General features: G+C 49.4%; 18 protein-coding genes. 11 read left to right on the forward strand and 7 right to left on the reverse strand.

Translation table 11 applies throughout. The annotated features are described in order from the left end of the window. Positions 1–12: 12 nt before the first annotated feature. From BUA12_RS05120 to BUA12_RS05130, 3 genes are all read right to left on the reverse strand, one after another. Positions 13–855 carry an HpcH/HpaI aldolase/citrate lyase family protein gene (locus BUA12_RS05120; protein ID WP_072709091.1) on the reverse strand — a complete coding sequence of 281 codons (843 nt, stop codon included), beginning with the start codon at positions 853–855 and terminating at the stop codon, positions 13–15. Positions 856–962: 107 nt separating this feature from the next. Beyond that, a complete protein-coding gene (locus tag BUA12_RS05125) occupies positions 963–1,613 on the reverse strand; it encodes a GntR family transcriptional regulator (RefSeq protein ID WP_245772756.1) in 651 nt (216 codons plus the stop codon). A 47-nt stretch (positions 1,614–1,660) separates the two neighbouring features. Beyond that, positions 1,661–3,013 carry an MmgE/PrpD family protein gene (locus tag BUA12_RS05130; protein WP_072709095.1) on the reverse strand — a complete coding sequence of 451 codons (1,353 nt, stop codon included), beginning with the start codon at positions 3,011–3,013 and terminating at the stop codon, positions 1,661–1,663. A 219-nt stretch (positions 3,014–3,232) separates the two neighbouring features. Between BUA12_RS05130 and BUA12_RS05135 the strand changes: the two genes are divergently transcribed. Together BUA12_RS05135 and BUA12_RS05140 are read left to right on the forward strand one after the other, a co-directional pair. Next, complete coding sequence (locus BUA12_RS05135; RefSeq protein WP_072709097.1) at positions 3,233–3,721, forward strand: nucleoside deaminase; 489 nt, start codon at positions 3,233–3,235, stop codon at positions 3,719–3,721. After that, the gene (locus tag BUA12_RS05140) at positions 3,721–4,623 is read left to right on the forward strand and encodes a DMT family transporter (RefSeq protein WP_072709099.1); all 903 of its coding nucleotides are present in this window, start codon (positions 3,721–3,723) and stop codon (positions 4,621–4,623) included. The genes BUA12_RS05135 and BUA12_RS05140 overlap by 1 nt, the downstream gene beginning before the upstream one ends. Positions 4,624–4,637: 14 nt before the next feature. On the opposite strand, the gene BUA12_RS05145 is transcribed toward BUA12_RS05140, so the two are convergent. Then, positions 4,638–5,315, reverse strand: coding sequence for an RluA family pseudouridine synthase (locus BUA12_RS05145; RefSeq protein ID WP_072709101.1), 678 nt, complete (start codon positions 5,313–5,315; stop codon positions 4,638–4,640). A gap of 121 nt (positions 5,316–5,436) precedes the next feature. Continuing rightward, positions 5,437–6,102 carry a pseudouridine synthase gene (locus BUA12_RS05150; protein ID WP_072709103.1) on the reverse strand — a complete coding sequence of 222 codons (666 nt, stop codon included), beginning with the start codon at positions 6,100–6,102 and terminating at the stop codon, positions 5,437–5,439. A 115-nt stretch (positions 6,103–6,217) separates the two neighbouring features. On the opposite strand from BUA12_RS05150, the gene BUA12_RS05155 reads away from it, so the two are divergent. The 8 genes from BUA12_RS05155 (at position 6,218) to BUA12_RS05190 (ending at position 13,523) form a co-directional block, all read left to right on the forward strand. After that, a complete protein-coding gene (locus BUA12_RS05155; RefSeq protein ID WP_084669951.1) occupies positions 6,218–7,138 on the forward strand; it encodes an arsenic resistance protein in 921 nt (306 codons plus the stop codon). 92 nt (positions 7,139–7,230) lie between these two features. Then, on the forward strand, positions 7,231–7,950 hold the full coding sequence (gene pxpB / locus BUA12_RS05160) for a 5-oxoprolinase subunit PxpB (protein ID WP_072709105.1): 720 nt from the start codon (positions 7,231–7,233) through the stop codon (positions 7,948–7,950). Continuing rightward, entirely contained in the window at positions 7,950–8,936 is a 987-nt protein-coding gene (locus BUA12_RS05165; RefSeq protein WP_245772757.1) for a 5-oxoprolinase subunit C family protein, read from the forward strand. Before pxpB ends, BUA12_RS05165 begins: the two co-directional genes overlap by 1 nt. A gap of 3 nt (positions 8,937–8,939) precedes the next feature. Continuing rightward, positions 8,940–9,371 (forward strand): acetyl-CoA carboxylase biotin carboxyl carrier protein, encoded by a 432-nt coding sequence (locus BUA12_RS05170; RefSeq protein ID WP_072709109.1) that lies wholly within the window; start codon positions 8,940–8,942, stop codon positions 9,369–9,371. Between the two features lie 2 nt (positions 9,372–9,373). After that, on the forward strand, positions 9,374–10,723 hold the full coding sequence (locus tag BUA12_RS05175; protein WP_072709111.1) for an acetyl-CoA carboxylase biotin carboxylase subunit: 1,350 nt from the start codon (positions 9,374–9,376) through the stop codon (positions 10,721–10,723). Between the two features lie 10 nt (positions 10,724–10,733). Continuing rightward, the gene (locus BUA12_RS05180; protein ID WP_072709113.1) at positions 10,734–11,492 is read left to right on the forward strand and encodes a LamB/YcsF family protein; all 759 of its coding nucleotides are present in this window, start codon (positions 10,734–10,736) and stop codon (positions 11,490–11,492) included. A gap of 30 nt (positions 11,493–11,522) precedes the next feature. Then, positions 11,523–12,737 (forward strand): NRAMP family divalent metal transporter, encoded by a 1,215-nt coding sequence (locus BUA12_RS05185; protein ID WP_072709115.1) that lies wholly within the window; start codon positions 11,523–11,525, stop codon positions 12,735–12,737. An 18-nt stretch (positions 12,738–12,755) separates the two neighbouring features. After that, complete coding sequence (locus tag BUA12_RS05190) at positions 12,756–13,523, forward strand: putative hydro-lyase (protein ID WP_072709116.1); 768 nt, start codon at positions 12,756–12,758, stop codon at positions 13,521–13,523. A 284-nt stretch (positions 13,524–13,807) separates the two neighbouring features. On the opposite strand, the gene BUA12_RS05195 is transcribed toward BUA12_RS05190, so the two are convergent. Further along, positions 13,808–14,821, reverse strand: a complete 1,014-nt coding sequence (locus BUA12_RS05195) for a YeiH family protein (protein ID WP_072709119.1) — start codon at positions 14,819–14,821, stop codon at positions 13,808–13,810. Between the two features lie 359 nt (positions 14,822–15,180). Between BUA12_RS05195 and glnA the strand changes: the two genes are divergently transcribed. After that, complete coding sequence (gene glnA / locus BUA12_RS05200) at positions 15,181–16,515, forward strand: type I glutamate--ammonia ligase (protein ID WP_072709121.1); 1,335 nt, start codon at positions 15,181–15,183, stop codon at positions 16,513–16,515. A gap of 45 nt (positions 16,516–16,560) precedes the next feature. On the opposite strand, the gene BUA12_RS05205 is transcribed toward glnA, so the two are convergent. Next, complete coding sequence (locus BUA12_RS05205) at positions 16,561–17,991, reverse strand: sodium:solute symporter family protein (protein ID WP_072709123.1); 1,431 nt, start codon at positions 17,989–17,991, stop codon at positions 16,561–16,563. Between the last annotated feature and the right edge of the window lie 3 nt (positions 17,992–17,994).

Here is a 17,994-nt window from a genome sequence, read left to right on the forward strand (position 1 = left end):
ATAATAAACCGCTTACATTTTGAGTAATTTTTTAGCCCGTTCATAAACAGGCGGATCGATCATTTTACCTTCGACGGCTACTGCACCATCACCATCGTCGATTGAAGCTTCAAAGGCATCGACTATCTTCTCCGCCTCTTCGACTTCCGAGTGTGTCGGTGCGTAGACCTCATTGACGGTCTCTATTTGTTTTGGATGGATGACAAGGCGGCCCTGGAAACCATATCCGCGGCTCATGGCGGATGCTTCCTTCAAGCCTGCCTCATCTTTGAAGTCGGTGAAGACCGAATCGACCGGCTGGCTGATGCCTGCAGCGCTGGAGGCGGCGGCGAGTGTCGACCGCGCATGCAGAAGTGCATGGTCGTCGTCGCCAGGTATGCTTACGTCCAGCATATAGTCTTCGGCCCCGAATGCCATCGCTTCGACACGTGGGGAAGCGGAGGCTATTTCCAGGGCGTTCATCATGCCTTTGCCGGTTTCTATCAAGGGTGCAATTTTAATATCATTTAACTTCAGGTCATTTTGTTTTTCAAAAGTGGTGAGCAGATAATCCAGGATTTTTATATCATCGGCCCCGCCGGTCTTCGGTAAGACGACGCCATCCAGATGCTCACTGACGAGCGCCTGCAGATCATCGATGAAATAAGTGCTGTGGATTTCATTCACCCTTATATATTTCTTCGAATGGATATCCGGATGGTTCAACCATGGCATTATCTTTTCCCTGGCTGATGCCTTTTCAGTCGGCACCACACTGTCTTCGAGATCGAAGATGATGATGTCTGCACTCAGCTCTGTTGACTTGGATAGAAATTTATCTTTGCTGCCGGGTATGAAAAACCAGCTTTTGTCCATATAGCTTCACCTAAACCCTTCTTAATTTAGGATATTGTCGATTGGATACAATCCCAGTTTAAAAGAACTCTGCCTGTTTGTAAACAGAATTTTTAGAATTAATCAAATTATTGTTCGTCAAGGTTCAATAAAGGAATCAGATCCTCGTGCGTCCTCTTGATATGATGGGCATATTCCAAGCATGCTGCCTCGACGTCCCCCGCTTTGATGGCGTTCAAGATTCCGGCGTGTTCAATGTTCGACTTTTCAATTTGGTCCGGTATGACGTAAGGTGTATCTTTGGCGATTCCGTGTGAAACCCTTGCCATCAGTCCGTGGAGCCTTTTACTGTTGGAGCCTGACAATGAAAGGTTATGGAACTTGTTGTTCAGTTTCACATACGATTCGATATCCATCGTTCCAAGCATTTCGTCATGGAGTTCCTCGAGGCTGGTTATAGCCTCCACTGTCAGATTGGGGATGCTCTTCTTCAAGGTTAACGGCTCAAGTAACGTACGCAGTTCATATATTTCATCGATGTCTTCGAGGGTCAGTGAGTTGACGATCGCCCCCTTATGGGGTTCCAGACTGACCAGCCCCTCAAGTTCCAAGGTTTTCAATGCTTCCCTCACAGGCATTCTGCTGACACCGAGCTGTTCAGCAATATCCGCCTGTACGAGCCTTTCATTCGGCTTCAAGTCCCCTTTTAAAATCGCCTGCCTCAGAATGGTGGTCACCGAGTTTGGGAGCACGTCCCTTTTAACGCTCTTCAATTTCATGCTTATCATCCTTTTTTCTCCGTATGCAAAGAAGGCAAACAGAGATTTTACTTCACTGTGACATTATAAGGGAAAAGCGAGCTTAAATCATCCGCATTTTCAAGTGAAAGTATGTTTGCAGCAACTTCTTCTGCCTGAGATTTATCGATAGCCTTGGCAAGTACCATGAACTTCTCATAAAGGTCATCTTCCGTTACATGGTTTTCGGGATCCCCTTTAGGATATTCGGTGGTGAGCGTCACTGTTTCCCCATTCTTCAAATGGATGTCGACGTTTGCGCCCCATTTCCCGGGATAGGCGTGATCCACCGCCTCATCAGTGAAGATGGTGACTTTATTCATCATGTGGCGGATTTCTTCATCCCACAGGTTTTCTTCAGTGAATGTATCAAGGTTGCCATTTTGCTTGACCAGTGCCAGTGCTGTGCAATACTGCAGGCTGAATTTGCCCTGGTAGACGGTCTGGGGATCATCATTATCGGTGATGTTGATTGCGACCGCGTAAGTCCCGACCTCTATCTTCTCCACTTCATCCGGATCCAGGTTTTCCTCTCTGGCGAAATCCGAAACCAGATCCATCGCATGATGTGTATGCCTGCATGAAGCATGGACTTTGAATGAATTTTCCATGATTTTGAACTCCCGGCCCAGGCCGTTTGTGATTTTATCTGCATCGTACTCATCACTCATCGCTTCAAAGAAACCGCGTCTGCCTTCCAAAATTTTGGAAGCGGCCGAGAAATCCTTCTCTGCAAGCAAACCGGCGATTACACCGTTCATAGCGGCTTTGCCCGGATGCAGCTGTTTCGACATTGCACCGTCTTCGATGAATTCCCAAAGCCCTGCAGCCTGAGTGCCTGCACTGCCAAGTGCATGCACCGTCTGTTCGACGGACAGGTCCAGCAGTTTTGCGGTTGCGGCAGCCGAGCCGAACGTTCCGCATGTTGCCGTATTATGCCAGTAGTAATAATGTGACGGAGAGACTGCCTCACCAATCCTGAAACAGACTTCATAACCGATGACGACTGCCGTGATCAAGTCTTTACCGTCCAGCTTCTTTGATTCACCAATCGCGAGTGCAGCGGGGATAACGACGGTCGCAGCATGGATGATGGAACTTTTATGGATGTCATCCTGCTCGACGATATGGCTCGCTGCCCCGTTCAATAATGCAGCGTTGGTGACGGAGGATTTCCCCCCGTTGATCAGGGAGGCCTGTTCATTTCCACCGAGCATCTCCACCATTTCTTCAACTTTCCGGATCGGCGGGGTATCTTTACCGGCAATGGCGGAACTGAAATAATCCAGTATGCAAAGTTTCGTGAACGCCACCACCTCCCCGGGTATGTCGTCATACGTCGTCTCGACGACGTATTCAGCCAATCGTTTACTTAAGGACAATATATTCAACCTCCTAGTATCATTTGACACCTATTATATTGGATACAATAGCCAAAAGCAATTCATTTCTGAAAAATCAGTAAATTGAGAGGTCATTTAGGCCTGGGGGAGGGCTGGTCAGACGAGGGAATAGATTTGATATCGTCATATGCTCGTATGATGACCGTGCAAAACTAACGATTTTGATATAGTAGTATTAAATGCCATGAGGAGGATAAGATGATTACAGAAAAAGACAGGAAGTATTTAAGGAAGTGTGTGGCACTTGCTGCGGCTGCGCTAGAAAAAGGAAACTCCCCGTTCGGATCGATACTTGTTTCAAAAGACGGAGAGGTTTTATTCGAAGACCATAACAGGGACGCCGGGGGCGACAATACACGCCATCCCGAGTTCGAAATCGCCAAATGGGCGATTGCCAATTTAACTGAAGATGAAAGGAAGGAAAGCGTGGTATACACTTCGGGCGAGCACTGTTCGATGTGCGCCTCGGCCCACGGTCTTGCCGGTCTCGGCCGGATCGTCTACGCCACTTCAAGTGAGCAGTTGCAGGAGTGGAAGGAGGAACTTGGGGCGGAACGGGGCATGTTGAAGGGACTCGCGGTTACAGAGGTTTTGAGGGATATCCAGCTCGACGGCCCGGAACCTGAATTAGCGGAAGCAATAAAAGCATTGCATTATGAATATCATAGAGGCAGGACCAAACTGTGATGATGTCGGACAGGCAAAAGGGGATCGTGCTCGCCATCACGGGCGCCTTCTTCTGGGGCGTCGGGGGCGTGGCCTCTGACTGGCTCTTCACCGGCAGGGGGATTTCCGTCGACTGGTATGTCACCGCGAGGCTGCTGGTCAGCGGGGTGTTCCTGGTGGCGGTGCACAAGTTCATGTCCAAAGGCATGCCCGTCTTCGGCATTTTCAAAGAAAGGTCCGTCATCATCAGACTCATCATCTTCAGCATGCTCGGGATGTTGCTTGTCCAATACTCGTATATGGCTTCCATCGATCATGGTAATGCGGCGATCGCGACCCTGCTTCAGTACCTTGCGCCCATCTACATCATTTTATGGTATTTACTGCGGGGACAGGAGAGGACGACGGGCTTTGATGCTCTGGCGATCTTCCTGACATTGACCGGTACGTTCCTGCTGCTGACGAACGGTTCTTTCGGACAGCTGTCCGTCCCGCTGCCGGCCATCATATGGGGGGTGGTTTCCGGATTTTCACTTGCCTTCTATACAATCTATGCAAGAGGGCTGCTCACCCGCTTCCCTTCCCTGCTCGTCGTCGGTTGGGCGATGATCATCGCCGGCGGAGTGATGAACTTCATCCACCCGATTTGGGTAGTCGAGGCAGAGATGATCGATGCGGCGGCCGTGCTGACCCTGCTTTTCGGCATCTTTGCGGGCACAGCCATCGCCTTCTGGTTCTTCATCAAGAGTCTAGAATACATCACGGCGAAAGAGACGACGCTTTTCGGCACCATCGAGCCCCTCGCTGCCATCGTAGCAAGCGTGCTTGTCATGAATGTCGCCTTCCAAAGCTGGCAGTTGTTCGGGATGTTTTTAATACTGGTGCTGATCACCATGTTGTCCCTTAAAAAACAAAGTGAATGAAATAATGAATCCCCTTAAAAAAAGAGATTCCACGGATGCTGATCCGGCGGCGGGCACTCCATCTCCACCATTTCATCCTTCGTCGGGTGCTTGAAGGACAGGAAGTATGCCCACAAGGCGATCTGCTGGCCTGCTTTATTATGCTGCCGGCCATATTTCTGATCTCCGAATAAAGGATTGCCGGCATTGGCGAGCTGGACCCGCACCTGGTGGGAGCGTCCGGTTTCCAGCCTGACCCCGAGAAGGGTCAGGTCCTTCACTTCCTCCCTGGCGGTGACTTTGTAGTGCAGGATCGCTTTTTTGGCACCATTCACATTTCTGCCCACTACATCCACCTGGTTTTTCCTGCGGTCTTTAAGCAGATGATCCGTCAGCTTATCTTCATGTACCGGCATCCTGCCGCGCACAATCACTTTATATTTTCTTATGATTTGATTCTTTCTCAGCTGATCGGATAATCGGGAAGCGGCTTTGGAAGTCTTGGCGAAGACGATCACCCCGCCGACCGGACGGTCCAGCCGGTGGACAAGACCAAGATAGACATTGCCGGGTTTATTTTCTTTCACCTTTATGTAACTCTTAAGCATATTCAGAAGGTCTTCATCCCCGGAAGCATCGCCCTGGACGGGGATATTGACAGGTTTTTCAACGATGAGCAGATGATTGTCTTCATATAATACGTTGATACTCACGATTCAAACTCCTTGTTAAATGATCAATAACATACGATTATACCATCTGCCTGTTTTTATGAAAGGAAAAGACGGACAAGCCATATGGCCTGCCCGTCTTTTAATTGATGGATATGAGTTTTTAATAAAAATGGCTCCACGGCTTTTCGTCAGGCGGACTGGATTCCACAGTCACCGCCTCTTCTTTTTCAGGGGGTATCACACTGACGGAATAAGACCAGAGCGCCACCGGCTGACCAATCTTATTATAGTGCTGGCCATGGTCGGTATCGCCGTGGATGGTATTGCCCACATTGGCAAGCTGGACCCTGATGAGGGAGGAGTAGCCTTTCTCCAGTTCGATATCCATTAGTGTGAGGTCGTTATCTTCATCCCTGTCGATGACCTTATAGTGGAGTTGACTTTTTATCGCATCCTTGTCATCCTCATCGGTGATGACATACAACTTATTCCTTTCATTCTGTACAAGATGGTTGGTCAGGGTGTCCGCCCCGCTCGGCATCTGACCACGCACAATCGCCCTGTAGTGCCTGGAGACATTACGGTTGCCACTTTCATCCCCAAACAGTCCGGCTCCTTTTCCGGACTTCGCGAAAACAGCTGCGCCGCCGATCGGGGTATCCAGAATCTCCTCTGCCTCAGGATATAATTCATCGTCGCCCCCGATATACTCTTTGAGCGACTTCATCAGGTCTTCCCCTTCAGTACCTTTTTTATGCGAGGGGATGACGGCGGGTTTCTCGATGATCAACAGATGGTCGTCTTCATATAAAACATTAATGTCCATGATGCAGTCTCCTTTACTCTAAACGTCTTTTATATCAATATTAAATCAATTCCCCATTTTATGGCCAATCTAACATGAAGTGCGAATCATTATCATATAGTAAGGATGAATGTGAATGCTCGACCGGTCATCTCCAATATTAATATTAATCATGATGGTGCTCGGGCTGTTCCTCGGACAGTACGAATGGCTGGCTGATATCACGGCCGTATCAGTGGTACCTTTGCTGATGCTGCTGTTGTTCCTCATCTTTCTCGACGTCCCATTCAGGGAAATACCGGCATCGGTCAAAAATTATAAATTCAATTTTTTATCACTTGTTGTAAATTTCATATGGACACCGGTGCTCGCTTACATGCTGGGCTATATGTTCCTTTCGGATCAGCCTGTGTTATGGCTTGGTCTCTTCATGCTGCTGGTCACACCATGTACGGACTGGTTCATCATATTCACCAAAATTTCAGGGGGCAATACGGCACTCTCAACCACCATACTCCCTGTGAACTTCATACTTCAAATCATACTGCTGCCGGTCTATATCTATATATTTTTCGGCGTTTTCGAATGGGTGTCCCCAAACATCATATTCTCAATGATTTTAACATTGCTGATCCCCTTAACGCTGGCCATGGTGATGAAACTGGTATTTCCAGCGCAGCATTTGAGCAGGCTGTCCTCATGGAACCCGGCCATACTGGGGCTTGCAGTACTCTCCATATTCGCTTCCGAAAGGGAAGTCCTCTTCGGCAACCTGAACTTGCTGCAGATGATCCTGATACCGATCATGTTATTCTTTGTGATCAACTTTTTTCTCGGCAACTTTGCAGCGAAAATGTTCAAATTTAATTATCCCGATACAGTCAGTCTCATCATGACGACAATGGCGAGGAATTCCCCCCTGGCACTTGCGATTGCGGTCGTCGTGTTTGATGAGATGCCCGTCATCACACTCGCCCTCATCATCGGCCCCTTGATAGAAATACCCGTGCTGGCCATTACGGGCCGGGTCATGCAGGGAAAGGCGGGTCGGACTTGAAGTCCGGCTTTTTTCGTCCCATGAATGTAGTTAAAGAATACTGAATAGTGTGATAAGATAAGAGCACAAATATGAAATTTAGGGGGAGACGCATGAAAGTGAGCAGATACTCCGAGAATTCCGTAACCGTTTACCTCGGAGACGACATCAGTGAAGAGACCAATAAAAAACTGGTGAACTTAAAAAAGGAACTTGAAGATCAAGCGCATGAAGGAGTGACGGAGATCGTCATCTCCTACACCAGCCTGATTGTTTATTTTGATGTGTTCAAAACCTCAGGGGAAGCGCTTGAAAAAGTGTTGGGGGAAATCGACCTGGAAGCACTCCAGGGCAAACCCTTCGAATACCGGCTTGTAGAAATCCCCGTCTGCTACGGCGGAGACTATGGACCGGACCTTGGACGCTTCGAGGAAGATGGTTTGTCGCCGGAGGATGTCATCGATATGCACAGCGATACCGAGTATTTGGTATACATGCTCGGTTTCATGCCGGGCTTCCCCTATCTTGGCGGATTGGATGAGAAACTGTTCAAAGCACGCCTTGATGATCCAAGGACGAGCATCCCCGCTGGCTCGGTCGGCATCGGAGGCAAACAGACGGGCATGTACCCCTTCACTTCACCCGGGGGCTGGAACCTGCTCGGCCGTACCCCGATTCCTTTATTCGATGAAGAAAGGGACCCTCAGATCCTGTATGAAGCGGGTGACAGGATCGTCTTCAAATCGATTGATGAAGCCGCGTATAATAAGCTTGAAGAGCAGGTGGCGAGCGGTGAATATGAAGTCAATATTACGATGAGGGAGGCGGAATGATGACGTTCAAAGTAATGAATCCGGGATTGTTTTCAACCATGCAGGATGCCGGGCGCTTCCATCATCAGGCATACGGCTTCTCCCCTTCCGGTGCCATGGATTACAGGGCGCAAAAGCTGGTCAATAAATTGCTCGGCAACGATGAGAATGCTGCCGTGCTGGAAATGACACTGCACGGGGTGACGCTTGAAGTATTGCAAGATACGGTGGTCGCGACTGCCGGGGCTGAAGCAAAGATCTTCGTGGATGATGAAACGTACGCCCCGGGTGTACCCATCAGGCTGATTAAAGGTGAAACGCTGACCATCGGGAAAGCTGAAAAAGGTTCAAGGATCTACCTGGGTGTGGCCGGCGGCTTCGATGTGCCGGAAGTGCTCGGCAGCCGATCCACACATACGAGGAGCGGCATCGGTGGTTTCCGGGGACGGACACTGAAGCCGGGTGACGTCCTGAAGTCTTTTGACGATGCTTTCCAAAGCCATGGGAAGAAAATAAAGTCCTTTGAAGAAGACGCCGTGATACGGATCATCCCCGGACAGCAGTACGAAAACTTTGATGATGAGGCACGGAAGAAGTTATTCGGCTCGGAGTATGAAATCACCAAGGACAGCGACCGGATGGGCTTCCGGCTGAGCGGACCGGAATTGAACGCCGGGGGCGGACATGATGTGCTCAGTGAACCCACCCAGCTCGGCAGCGTCCAGGTTCCTAAAAATGGTCAGCCGATCATACTGCTGAATGACCGTCAGACAGCCGGCGGCTATGCGCGCATCGCCACCGTCGCCCTGGCGGATATACCCAAACTCGTCCAGAAATCGCCGGGTGAAACACTCACATTTGAAGAAATCGATGTGGATGCTGCTTCTGGTTTGTACAAGGAAGAATTGGTGCGGATCGATTCAGATGAGTATTTCGAACCCCTCACCGACTTCACTTCATTAAGAAGAAAGTCGGCATTAAAAATATCAAAACTGATGGGAGTATAGATAATGGATATCAACAATATCAGGGAACTCGTTAAACTCTTCAAGGAAGAGGGATTGACCAGGCTTAAAGTTGAAGATGGAGACGTTAAAATTCATATAGAGGAAAGTGCCGGGGAGACGGCGGTGATGCCGAAAGAACAGAGCACAGAAAGTGACGGTGCCGGTGGTTCGTCATCGGATTCAGGCCTGACGGAAATCAAAGCACCACAGGTTGGCACCTTTTACCTTCAAAAGGAGGAAGGTTCCGATGAAAACTTTGTCAATCCGGGCGACCGAGTGGAGGCCGGCGATCAGATCGGCATCATCGAGGCGATGAAAGTGTTCAATGATGTCACGACTGAGCATGCCGGCGTGATCGAAGAAGTCCGCGTCGAAAATGGTGATTCGGTGGAATATGATCAGGTGCTGATGACACTCCGCGAAGAGGGTGAATGATTATGAAGAAAGTGTTGATTGCAAACCGCGGGGAAATAGCCGTGAGGATCATCAGGACGTTGAGGGAAATGAATATAAGAAGTGTTGCCGTCTATTCTGTTGCCGATAAGGACAGTCTGCATGTGTCGCTTGCGGATGAAGCATGCTGCATCGGTCCGGCCAAGAGCAGTGAGAGCTATTTGAACATCGAAAGCATACTGGCTGCCGCGGAAATCAGCGGTGCGGACGCCGTCCATCCCGGCTATGGTTTTCTGTCGGAAACGCCCGGGTTCGCAAGACGCTGTGAAGAAGAGGGCATCATCTTCATCGGCCCCACTTCCGAGATGATGCAGAAGATGGGTGACAAGGCCGAGGCGCGCGCCACGATGAGGGCGGCGGGCGTCCCTGTCATACCGGGCAGCGACGGACCGGTCGAAACACTGGATGAAGTCAGGGCAGTGATTGAGGATGTCGGCTACCCTGTCGTCATCAAGGCAGTTTCGGGCGGCGGCGGCAAAGGCATGCGGTTTGTCCATGATGAATCATCACTAGAAAAGTCCTATAAAGAAGCGAAAAAAGAAGCGAAAAATGCATTCGATGATGACAGGATCTATGTGGAGCGGTATATACCGAAAGCAAGGCACATAGAAGTGCAGGTTGTCGGGGACGGCAACGGAAATGCAGTACACCTTTACGAGAGGGACTGCTCGATCCAGCGTAATAATCAGAAGCTGATCGAGGAAGCCCCGGCGCAGATCTTAACGGATGAGTCGAGGAAATCCATCACTGAAACGACGAGGGATGCGATTGCCAAACTGAAATACGGCGGTGCCGGGACGGTGGAATATCTTTATGTGGAAGAGGAAGATGAATTTCATTTCATAGAGATGAACACCCGCATCCAGGTGGAACACACTGTAACGGAGCAAATCACCGGAGTCGACATCGTCCGGATGCAGGTGGAAGTGGCCCTGTTCAATGAGCTGAACATCAGCCAGGAAGAAATTGAGATCGACGGGTTTGCAATCGAGGTCCGGATCAACGCTGAAGATTCAGGAAACAATTTCATGCCTTCGCCCGGCCCGATAAATATGTTGCATTTTGCACTCGGCCGCAATGTCCGTGTCGATACGGCAGTCTATCCGGGGTATAAGATACCGCCGAATTATGATTCCATGATCGCAAAGCTGATAGTGAGTGGACGTGACAGAAGTGAAGTCATCAATAAGATGACCCATGTGCTGGATGAGACGGTCATCGGCCCGCTGAAGACGAACCTGGATTTCCAGTATTACTTGATGCAGCATCCGAACTATAATGAAAATATCGTCGATATCAAGTTTTTGACGCGCAACGAAATCATAGAAGAATAGGAGGATGACCATGTATAAAGTGGATTTGAATGCAGACCTGGGTGAAAGCTACGGCAATTACACAATCGGAAACGATGATGAGATCATCCCTTTGATTTCATCCGCGAATGTGGCATGTGGTTTCCATGCGAGTGACCCGGTCGTCATGATAAAAACGGTGGAAATGATCAAGGAAAGCGGCAGTACAGGGCTCGGTGCACACCCCGGCTTCCCTGACATGATGGGTTTCGGCAGGCGCTATATGGATATGACGGCGGACGAAGTGAGGGCGATTGTCCTGTATCAGCTCGGTGCGCTTGAAGGCATCGCTAAAACATACGGGTTGGGATTGAATCACGTCAAGCCCCATGGTGCGTTATACAACGCCACTTTTAATGATTATGACCTGGCCGTCACGATCGCAAATGCGGTGAAGGAATATGATCCGGCACTGAAACTGATGGGGCTCAGCAACCAAAACCTCGTCAAGGCGGGACTTGAAGCAGGCCTCGAAGTCAGGCACGAAGTGTTTGCAGACCGTGCGTATGAAGATGACGGCACCCTCGTATCCAGGCGGAAGGAAGGTGCCATGATCACCGATACGGCCGAAGCCGTCGAACGCGTTGTAAAGATGATCAGGGAAAACAGGGTGGAGAGCATCAACGGCAATATGATCGACATCCAGGCGGACAGCATATGCGTCCATGGGGATGGCGAAAATGCTCTGGAATTCATCAGGGAAATCCGTAATGCTTTCAAGGAAAATGACATCCGCATAGAAACGATGTAATCGTCATTTAAAAACAAGGGGGAGTAAAGGATGGGACAGGAAAAGCCGAAAATTACAGCGGCCCAGCGGCGGCTGATGTTCGGTTCGATATTTCTTATGGCCACCTCGGCAATCGGACCGGCGTTTTTGACACAGACGACTGTATTTACAGAACAATTCCTGGCGAGTTTTGCCTTCGCGATCGTAATTTCCATCATCATTGACATCGGTGCCCAGCTGAATATCTGGAGGGTGCTGAGTGTTTCGGGCAAGCGCGGGCAGGAAGTGGCGAATGAAGTTGCCCCGGGCCTCGGCTACGTTGTGGCTTTTTTCATAGTGCTCGGAGGCCTCGCTTTCAACATCGGCAACGTGGCCGGTGCGGGCCTCGGCTTCAATGCGATTTTTGGACTGGATCCAAGGATCGGTGCAGCCATCGCCGGTGCATTTGCGATTTTCATCTTCCTGGTGAAGAACGGCCGCACAGTGATGGATGTGGTCACCCAGGTGCTTGGCGCTCTGATGATCATGATCACCGCTTATGTGATGATTCAGTCAAGCCCGCCTTACGGCGAGGCGGCATACAGGACTTTTGTGCCTGAGGAGCCGCTTGCGATGTTCATTCCGATCGTGACGATCGTCGGGGGTACGGTCGGCGGTTACATCACGTTTGCAGGTGCACACAGGCTGATTGAAGCGGGCATGACGGGCAAAGAGAACATACGGTTCGTCAGCCATGCAGCAAACTACGGTATATTGACCACCGGTGTCATGAGGGTGCTTTTATTCCTGGCGGTCCTGGGCGTCCTGTCCCAGGGTGCAATATTGAGCGACGAAAACCCGCCGGCGTCAGTTTTCCAGTTTGCCCTCGGTGATATCGGGATGCAGGTGTTCGGTGTTGTATTACTTGCGGCGGCACTCTCTTCCGTGATCGGTGCGGCTTATACGAGTGCATCGTTCCTAAGGTCGTTCCATGACTTCTTCGATAAGCATAATAACACCGTGATTGTCATATTCATTGTATTTTCCACATTGGTGTTCACGTTTGTCGGCCGCCCGGTGACACTGCTCATTCTTGCAGGCGCCTTCAACGGACTGATTCTTCCGTTGACGCTGGGCGCAGTTTTACTCGCTTCAAGGAAGAAAAAGCTGGTCGGGGATTACAGGCACCCGACCTGGATGATCATCTGGGGGGTCATTGCCGTGATTTCCACCTTGATCATCGGCATCCTGTCCCTCGGCGGGCTGGCTGAATTATGGACAGGTTAATCGGAAAGGATGATTGAAATGGATGCAGCTACTATTCGTGAGCGGATCAGAAGCGGCGAACATCAGGGCACGACATCAGGCATCAGCGGGGATAAGGTCCAGGCGAATGTCGTGATATTACCCAGGAAATACGCCTTCGACTTTTTGCTTTTTGCCATGAGGAATAAAAAGGCCGTGCCCATCATTGAAGTGCTGGAGGATGGACGTTATGAAAGTGTCTATGCTAAAGGCTCAGATGTCAGGACGGATGTCCCGAAGTACAATATTTACCGGTACGGTGAGCTCATCGAGACGGTGGATGAAGTGGAATCATACTGGCAGGATGATTTCGTCACCTTCCTGATCGGCTGCAGCTTCACATTTGAGCAGGCGATCATGGATGGCGGGATTGATATCAAGCACATTAAAGAAGGTAAGAATGTGGCGATGTACAAGACTGATATACCTGCCGAACCTGCCGGCCTTTTCCATGGCCAGGCAGTCGTATCAATGCGGCCCTTCAAAAAAGAGGACATCGACGATGTCATCGCCATCACCGAAAGGTTCCCGGATATGCACGGCGGCCCGGTCCACGTCGGTGAGCCCGGGGAAATCGGCATTGCCAATATGAAAGACCCGGATTATGGGGAGGCAATCGATATCGCGGACGATGAAGTGCCCGTCTTCTGGGCATGTGGAGTGACGCCTCAGAATGTGGCCCTGAATGCAAAGCCTGAAATCATGATCACCCACCTGCCGGGCCATATGTTCATCACGGACATCAATAATGAAGAATTCAAGGCCTGATTTTTGCATATTTCGATTTGGAAGCAGCAGGATGGATGTGCAAATCGGAATTAGAGCCGAAAATCGATTTGAATCTACTAATATCAAAGGGCAAATCGGATATAGCACCCTGTTTCGATTTGAACCTTCTGAATCCATGGATCCAATCGAATTTGGGCAGCAAATCCGATCTTAAGGCTTAGAATCGAAGGCTGTAATCGGATGAAGGTTGAATAACGAGAATAAAAGCCGCTGAACATCAATGTTCAGCGGCTTTTCACAATTGGAAAATGCTTCATAGGTTTTTAGATCATCATAAAGGCAAGTGCGGATAAAGCGACGGATACGATGATCATTGCCATAAGCGGCCTGAATGCCTTTGTTTGCAGATCCCTGAGGCTGACGTTCAACCCCAGGCCGACCATCGCCATCGTCAACAGGAACGTCGATAAGCTGTAGACGCTTTCCACCATCGCTTCAGGGATGAAAATCACAGGGCCGATGATGTAGGTGTTGATCAGGCTCATCAAAATGAAACCCAGTAAAAACCATGGAAACTGGATGGTGACACCGTCCGGAGCAGATTTTTTCTGGTGGCGCCTTACAAAATAGATGATGATGAAACATAACGGAATCAATAATAAGACCCGCCCGAGCTTCGCGAGCAGCGCTATCGCAAGTGCGTTGCTTCCCGCGGGCTCAGCGGCTAGCGCCACGTGTGCAAGCTCATGAAGGCTCATCCCGGCCCATGCACCATATTCGGTGTTGGTTATATCCAGCAGTGGGCGCATGAAGATGTAACCGATCGAGAAGATCGTCCCGATCAGTGCTATGATGCCGACACTGATGCCCGTATCTTCATCCTTTGCTTTTATGATGGGCGCGACAGCTGCTATGGCTGCGGCACCACAAACGCCTGTCCCCACCCCGAGGAGCAGGGAGAGTTTGAAGTCGGCTTTGAACAACCGGGCGAGTGCAATCATCGATAGGACGGCAAAAGCGATGACCACCGTATCTTTGATCAGGAACTCCAGCCCTTCACCAAGTATGATGTTTATATTCAGGCGCAGGCCATATAATATGATGGCCACACGCAACAATTTCTTTGATGAAAAAGTGATGCCGCTGTTATACGCGTAAGGAAAACCGAAAATCTGACGGTAGACGATGGCAAGGATGATTGCACTGCCAAGGGGGCCTATGAAAGAAAATCCGGGGACCATGGCAAGGATGTATCCTGTGGCCGCCACGACGAATGTGATGCCGACTCCGATCAGCCATTTTAGACGCGTGTTAGCAGTTGTTTCTGGCCCATTCACGTTTATACCTCCATCCGTTTGATATCATTTATACAGATTTTTATATTTTACCATATCAAATGCCGGTCTGCCCCCTTTATCCGATGGAAAATCAATCGTGAAGTAATAGTTTTTCGTATGATAGTGTAAAAGTTGACCATCTCTCCCGGATGACGATCTGGCGGGGAAGGGATGTCCATCATCCTTTGAATAAAATGACAAGGTGAATATATCTTTACATGATTTGATTTTTGTTTTTTCCATTAATGTTAAGTTTCAGGTTTAAATGTTTGTGCCGAGGTTATATTTATAAATAAGGATATGTATTGTATAAATGATGTGTATTCATAAAACGAAATTTAAGGAGCGTGTGTGATTCAATGGCTGAATATTCACGAGAGGATATTCTTAATAGTGTTGAAGAGGAAGGTGTCCAATATGTAAGACTCCAGTTCACTGATGTATTGGGTGCGATAAAAAATGTGGAGCTGCCTGTCAGTCAGCTGGATAAGGCAATAGACGGGGAAATGATGTTTGACGGTTCTTCAATCGAAGGTTTTGTCCGGGTGGAAGAGTCTGATATGTACTTGAAGCCTGACCTGAATACATGGGTGGTGCTGCCATGGACGGAAGGTGTGGATAAGACTGCACGTTTGATATGTGACATCTATGGCATCGACGGTAAGCCATTTAATGGAGATCCGAGATCGAACCTGAAAAGGGTGATCAAAGAGATGGAGGCACTCGGGTACGATAAGATGCACCTCGGTCCCGAACCCGAATTCTTCTTCTTCAAATTGGATGAAAACCGAGATTACACAACAGAACCGAATGATTACAGCGGTTATTTCGACCTCGACATCACAGATACAAGCGGTCGCTGCAGAAGGGAAATCACGAGAGCACTCGATAAAATGGGCTTTGAAGTGGAGATGAGCCACCATGAAGTCGGCCCCGGGCAGCATGAAATAAGCTTCAAGTATATGGATGCCCTTGCAGCAAGTGATGCATTGCAGACATTCAAGCTGGTGGCTAAAACGATTGCGAGAACATATGATCTGCATGCAACATTCATGCCGAAACCTTTATACAAACAGCCGGGAAGCGGCATGCATTATAATGTCTCATTATTCAGGGACGGGGAAAATGTCTTCTATGACGAGAATGATGACTTTGGCCTGAGTGAGGAAATGCGACGCTTCATGGCGGGCTTATTGGAGCATGCGAGAGGTTACACGGCAATATGCAATCCTCTGGTCAATTCTTATAAGCGTCTTGCTTCCGGGTTTGAAGCGCCGAGGTATATCGCATGGAGCGGCCGAAACAGGACACCGTTGTTGAGGATCCCTTCAAGCCGCGGACCGGGCACACGCGCCGAAGTGAGGTCCCTCGATCCATCTGCAAACCCTTATCTTGCAACTGCAGTCATTCTGGCAGCTGGTCTTGATGGCATTAAAAATGAGACGGATCTGACGACACCGGTCAATGAAAACATTTATGAAATGACACAAAAAGAGCGTCAGGCTGAAGATGTGGAAGACCTCCCGACGACGCTTTACACAGCTTTGAAAGCGCTGAGGGAAGATGAAGTGATCAAGGAAGCCCTTGGTGACCACATTTATGACCACTTCGTTGAAAATAAAACATTTGAGTGGAAAGACTATAGTGCCCAAATCACACCTTGGGAACTCGATGAATATTTAGGGAATTATTAAGATATGAAAAGCACCCCTGCAATTATGCAGGGGTGCTTTTCATTCTCATTCAGCTGCAGCAGACTGATCCGGATCTTTCCATCCCCTTGTTTCGATATAAGTGCCTATGACAAGAGTAAGTACTGTGACAGGTATGCCGACCAACACTGGATCGACCGTCCATACAAATACGACTCCGCCGTCTTCCGTCCCCAGTTGATTTCCGAGGATGACCATGGTAATGGTTGTGGCGGCTCCGAGCAGCATGGCAGTAATTGTACTGTAATAAGCCCTTCTTGCACGTTTCCAGAACACGATAGCAAGAAGCACCGGAGAAAGTGAAGATGCCATGATGCGCCCGCCTGTCAGCAGGAGTTCCAAGATGTAAGGGAGGGAACGGGCAATCAGGGCCCCGGTGATTGCTACAACGACCACGGAAATCCTAGAGACAAGAACGACGTTTTTTTCTGATGCGTTCCTGTTGATCCATTGCTTATAAATATCATTAGCAATATTGGATGATGTGGTCAGCACAGTTGAGGACAATGTCGATATGCAGGATGACACAATGATTACTGCAAACAACAGGCTGCCAACTGCTCCAAAGAGCTGTGTCAGGCTCAGGAAGGCGTCATCCGGTGCAATGTCCGGGAAAATAACCACCGCAATTGTCCCTATGAAGAAAGGTACCATATACCAAATGATTGTGATGATACCGGCATAAACGAAACCGTCCTTTGCTGCTTTATCGGATTCTGCCGATAATCCGCGTTGAATCAAAGTCTGATATGCGAGAGTAGTCAGTGCACCGAGCAGTACCCAGCCAATAATTTGCGGGCCGCCTGCAAACCACATATCACTATGGGTCTCGGGAATGGCATTGACCAGGGCCTCCCACCCACCCACGTGGGCGATAGCCAGAGGAATCATGATTGTCGTACCGACTAAAAGTATCACTGATTGGATGGTGTCAGTGATCATAACCGCCCACATGCCGCCAGTGACGGTGAAGAATAATGTGACGAAGACGGTGATTAAAAGCGCGAGGTCAATGGAGATATCGAAGACTGCGCCCAGGACGACCGCCATACCAATCGCAGCACCTGCAGTTACCCCCATATCCCTCGCCATGACCAGCAGCACCGAAACAACTTTATGCTGCCAGCCGAACATTCTTGAGAACAGCTCTGGAATGGTGACTATATTTGCCCTTCTGAGCTTGGGTATGAAGTAATAACCCACCCAGATGAGTATCGCAACAAAGCCCATTGCAGAGAAATATGCGGTAATGCCTAACGAGTAACCGCTGCCCCCGTAACCAAGCAGTGTCGCGGAGTTAATCAAAGTTGCGACGATCCCCCCGGTCACCAGCCATGTGGGGACCGAGCGGCCAGCCAGTATATAATCGCTGGAGTCTTTCTTCTTCATCAGTTTCGCCGATAACGGACCGGCAATCAGGAGTCCCCCAAAATAGATGATAAATATAGTTAAAGCCATAAC

The sequence above is a fragment of the Lacicoccus alkaliphilus DSM 16010 genome (assembly GCF_900142805.1).
Lineage (GTDB): Bacteria > Bacillota > Bacilli > Staphylococcales > Salinicoccaceae > Lacicoccus > Lacicoccus alkaliphilus.

Bases quoted from the DNA above. Each gene is read 5' to 3' on its own strand.
- BUA12_RS05120 (WP_072709091.1), bottom strand. From the start codon at position 855: ATGGACAAAAGCTGGTTTTTCATACCCGGCAGCAAAGATAAATTTCTA.
- BUA12_RS05125 (WP_245772756.1), bottom strand. From the start codon at position 1,613: ATGAAATTGAAGAGCGTTAAAAGGGACGTGCTCCCAAACTCGGTGACC.
- BUA12_RS05135 (WP_072709097.1), top strand. From the start codon at position 3,233: ATGATTACAGAAAAAGACAGGAAGTATTTAAGGAAGTGTGTGGCACTT.
- BUA12_RS05140 (WP_072709099.1), top strand. From the start codon at position 3,721: ATGATGTCGGACAGGCAAAAGGGGATCGTGCTCGCCATCACGGGCGCC.
- BUA12_RS05150 (WP_072709103.1), bottom strand. From the start codon at position 6,102: ATGGACATTAATGTTTTATATGAAGACGACCATCTGTTGATCATCGAG.
- BUA12_RS05155 (WP_084669951.1), top strand. From the start codon at position 6,218: ATGCTCGACCGGTCATCTCCAATATTAATATTAATCATGATGGTGCTC.
- pxpB (WP_072709105.1), top strand. From the start codon at position 7,231: ATGAAAGTGAGCAGATACTCCGAGAATTCCGTAACCGTTTACCTCGGA.
- BUA12_RS05165 (WP_245772757.1), top strand. From the start codon at position 7,950: ATGACGTTCAAAGTAATGAATCCGGGATTGTTTTCAACCATGCAGGAT.
- BUA12_RS05170 (WP_072709109.1), top strand. From the start codon at position 8,940: ATGGATATCAACAATATCAGGGAACTCGTTAAACTCTTCAAGGAAGAG.
- BUA12_RS05175 (WP_072709111.1), top strand. From the start codon at position 9,374: ATGAAGAAAGTGTTGATTGCAAACCGCGGGGAAATAGCCGTGAGGATC.
- BUA12_RS05180 (WP_072709113.1), top strand. From the start codon at position 10,734: ATGTATAAAGTGGATTTGAATGCAGACCTGGGTGAAAGCTACGGCAAT.
- BUA12_RS05185 (WP_072709115.1), top strand. From the start codon at position 11,523: ATGGGACAGGAAAAGCCGAAAATTACAGCGGCCCAGCGGCGGCTGATG.
- BUA12_RS05190 (WP_072709116.1), top strand. From the start codon at position 12,756: ATGGATGCAGCTACTATTCGTGAGCGGATCAGAAGCGGCGAACATCAG.
- glnA (WP_072709121.1), top strand. From the start codon at position 15,181: ATGGCTGAATATTCACGAGAGGATATTCTTAATAGTGTTGAAGAGGAA.
- BUA12_RS05205 (WP_072709123.1), bottom strand. From the start codon at position 17,991: ATGGCTTTAACTATATTTATCATCTATTTTGGGGGACTCCTGATTGCC.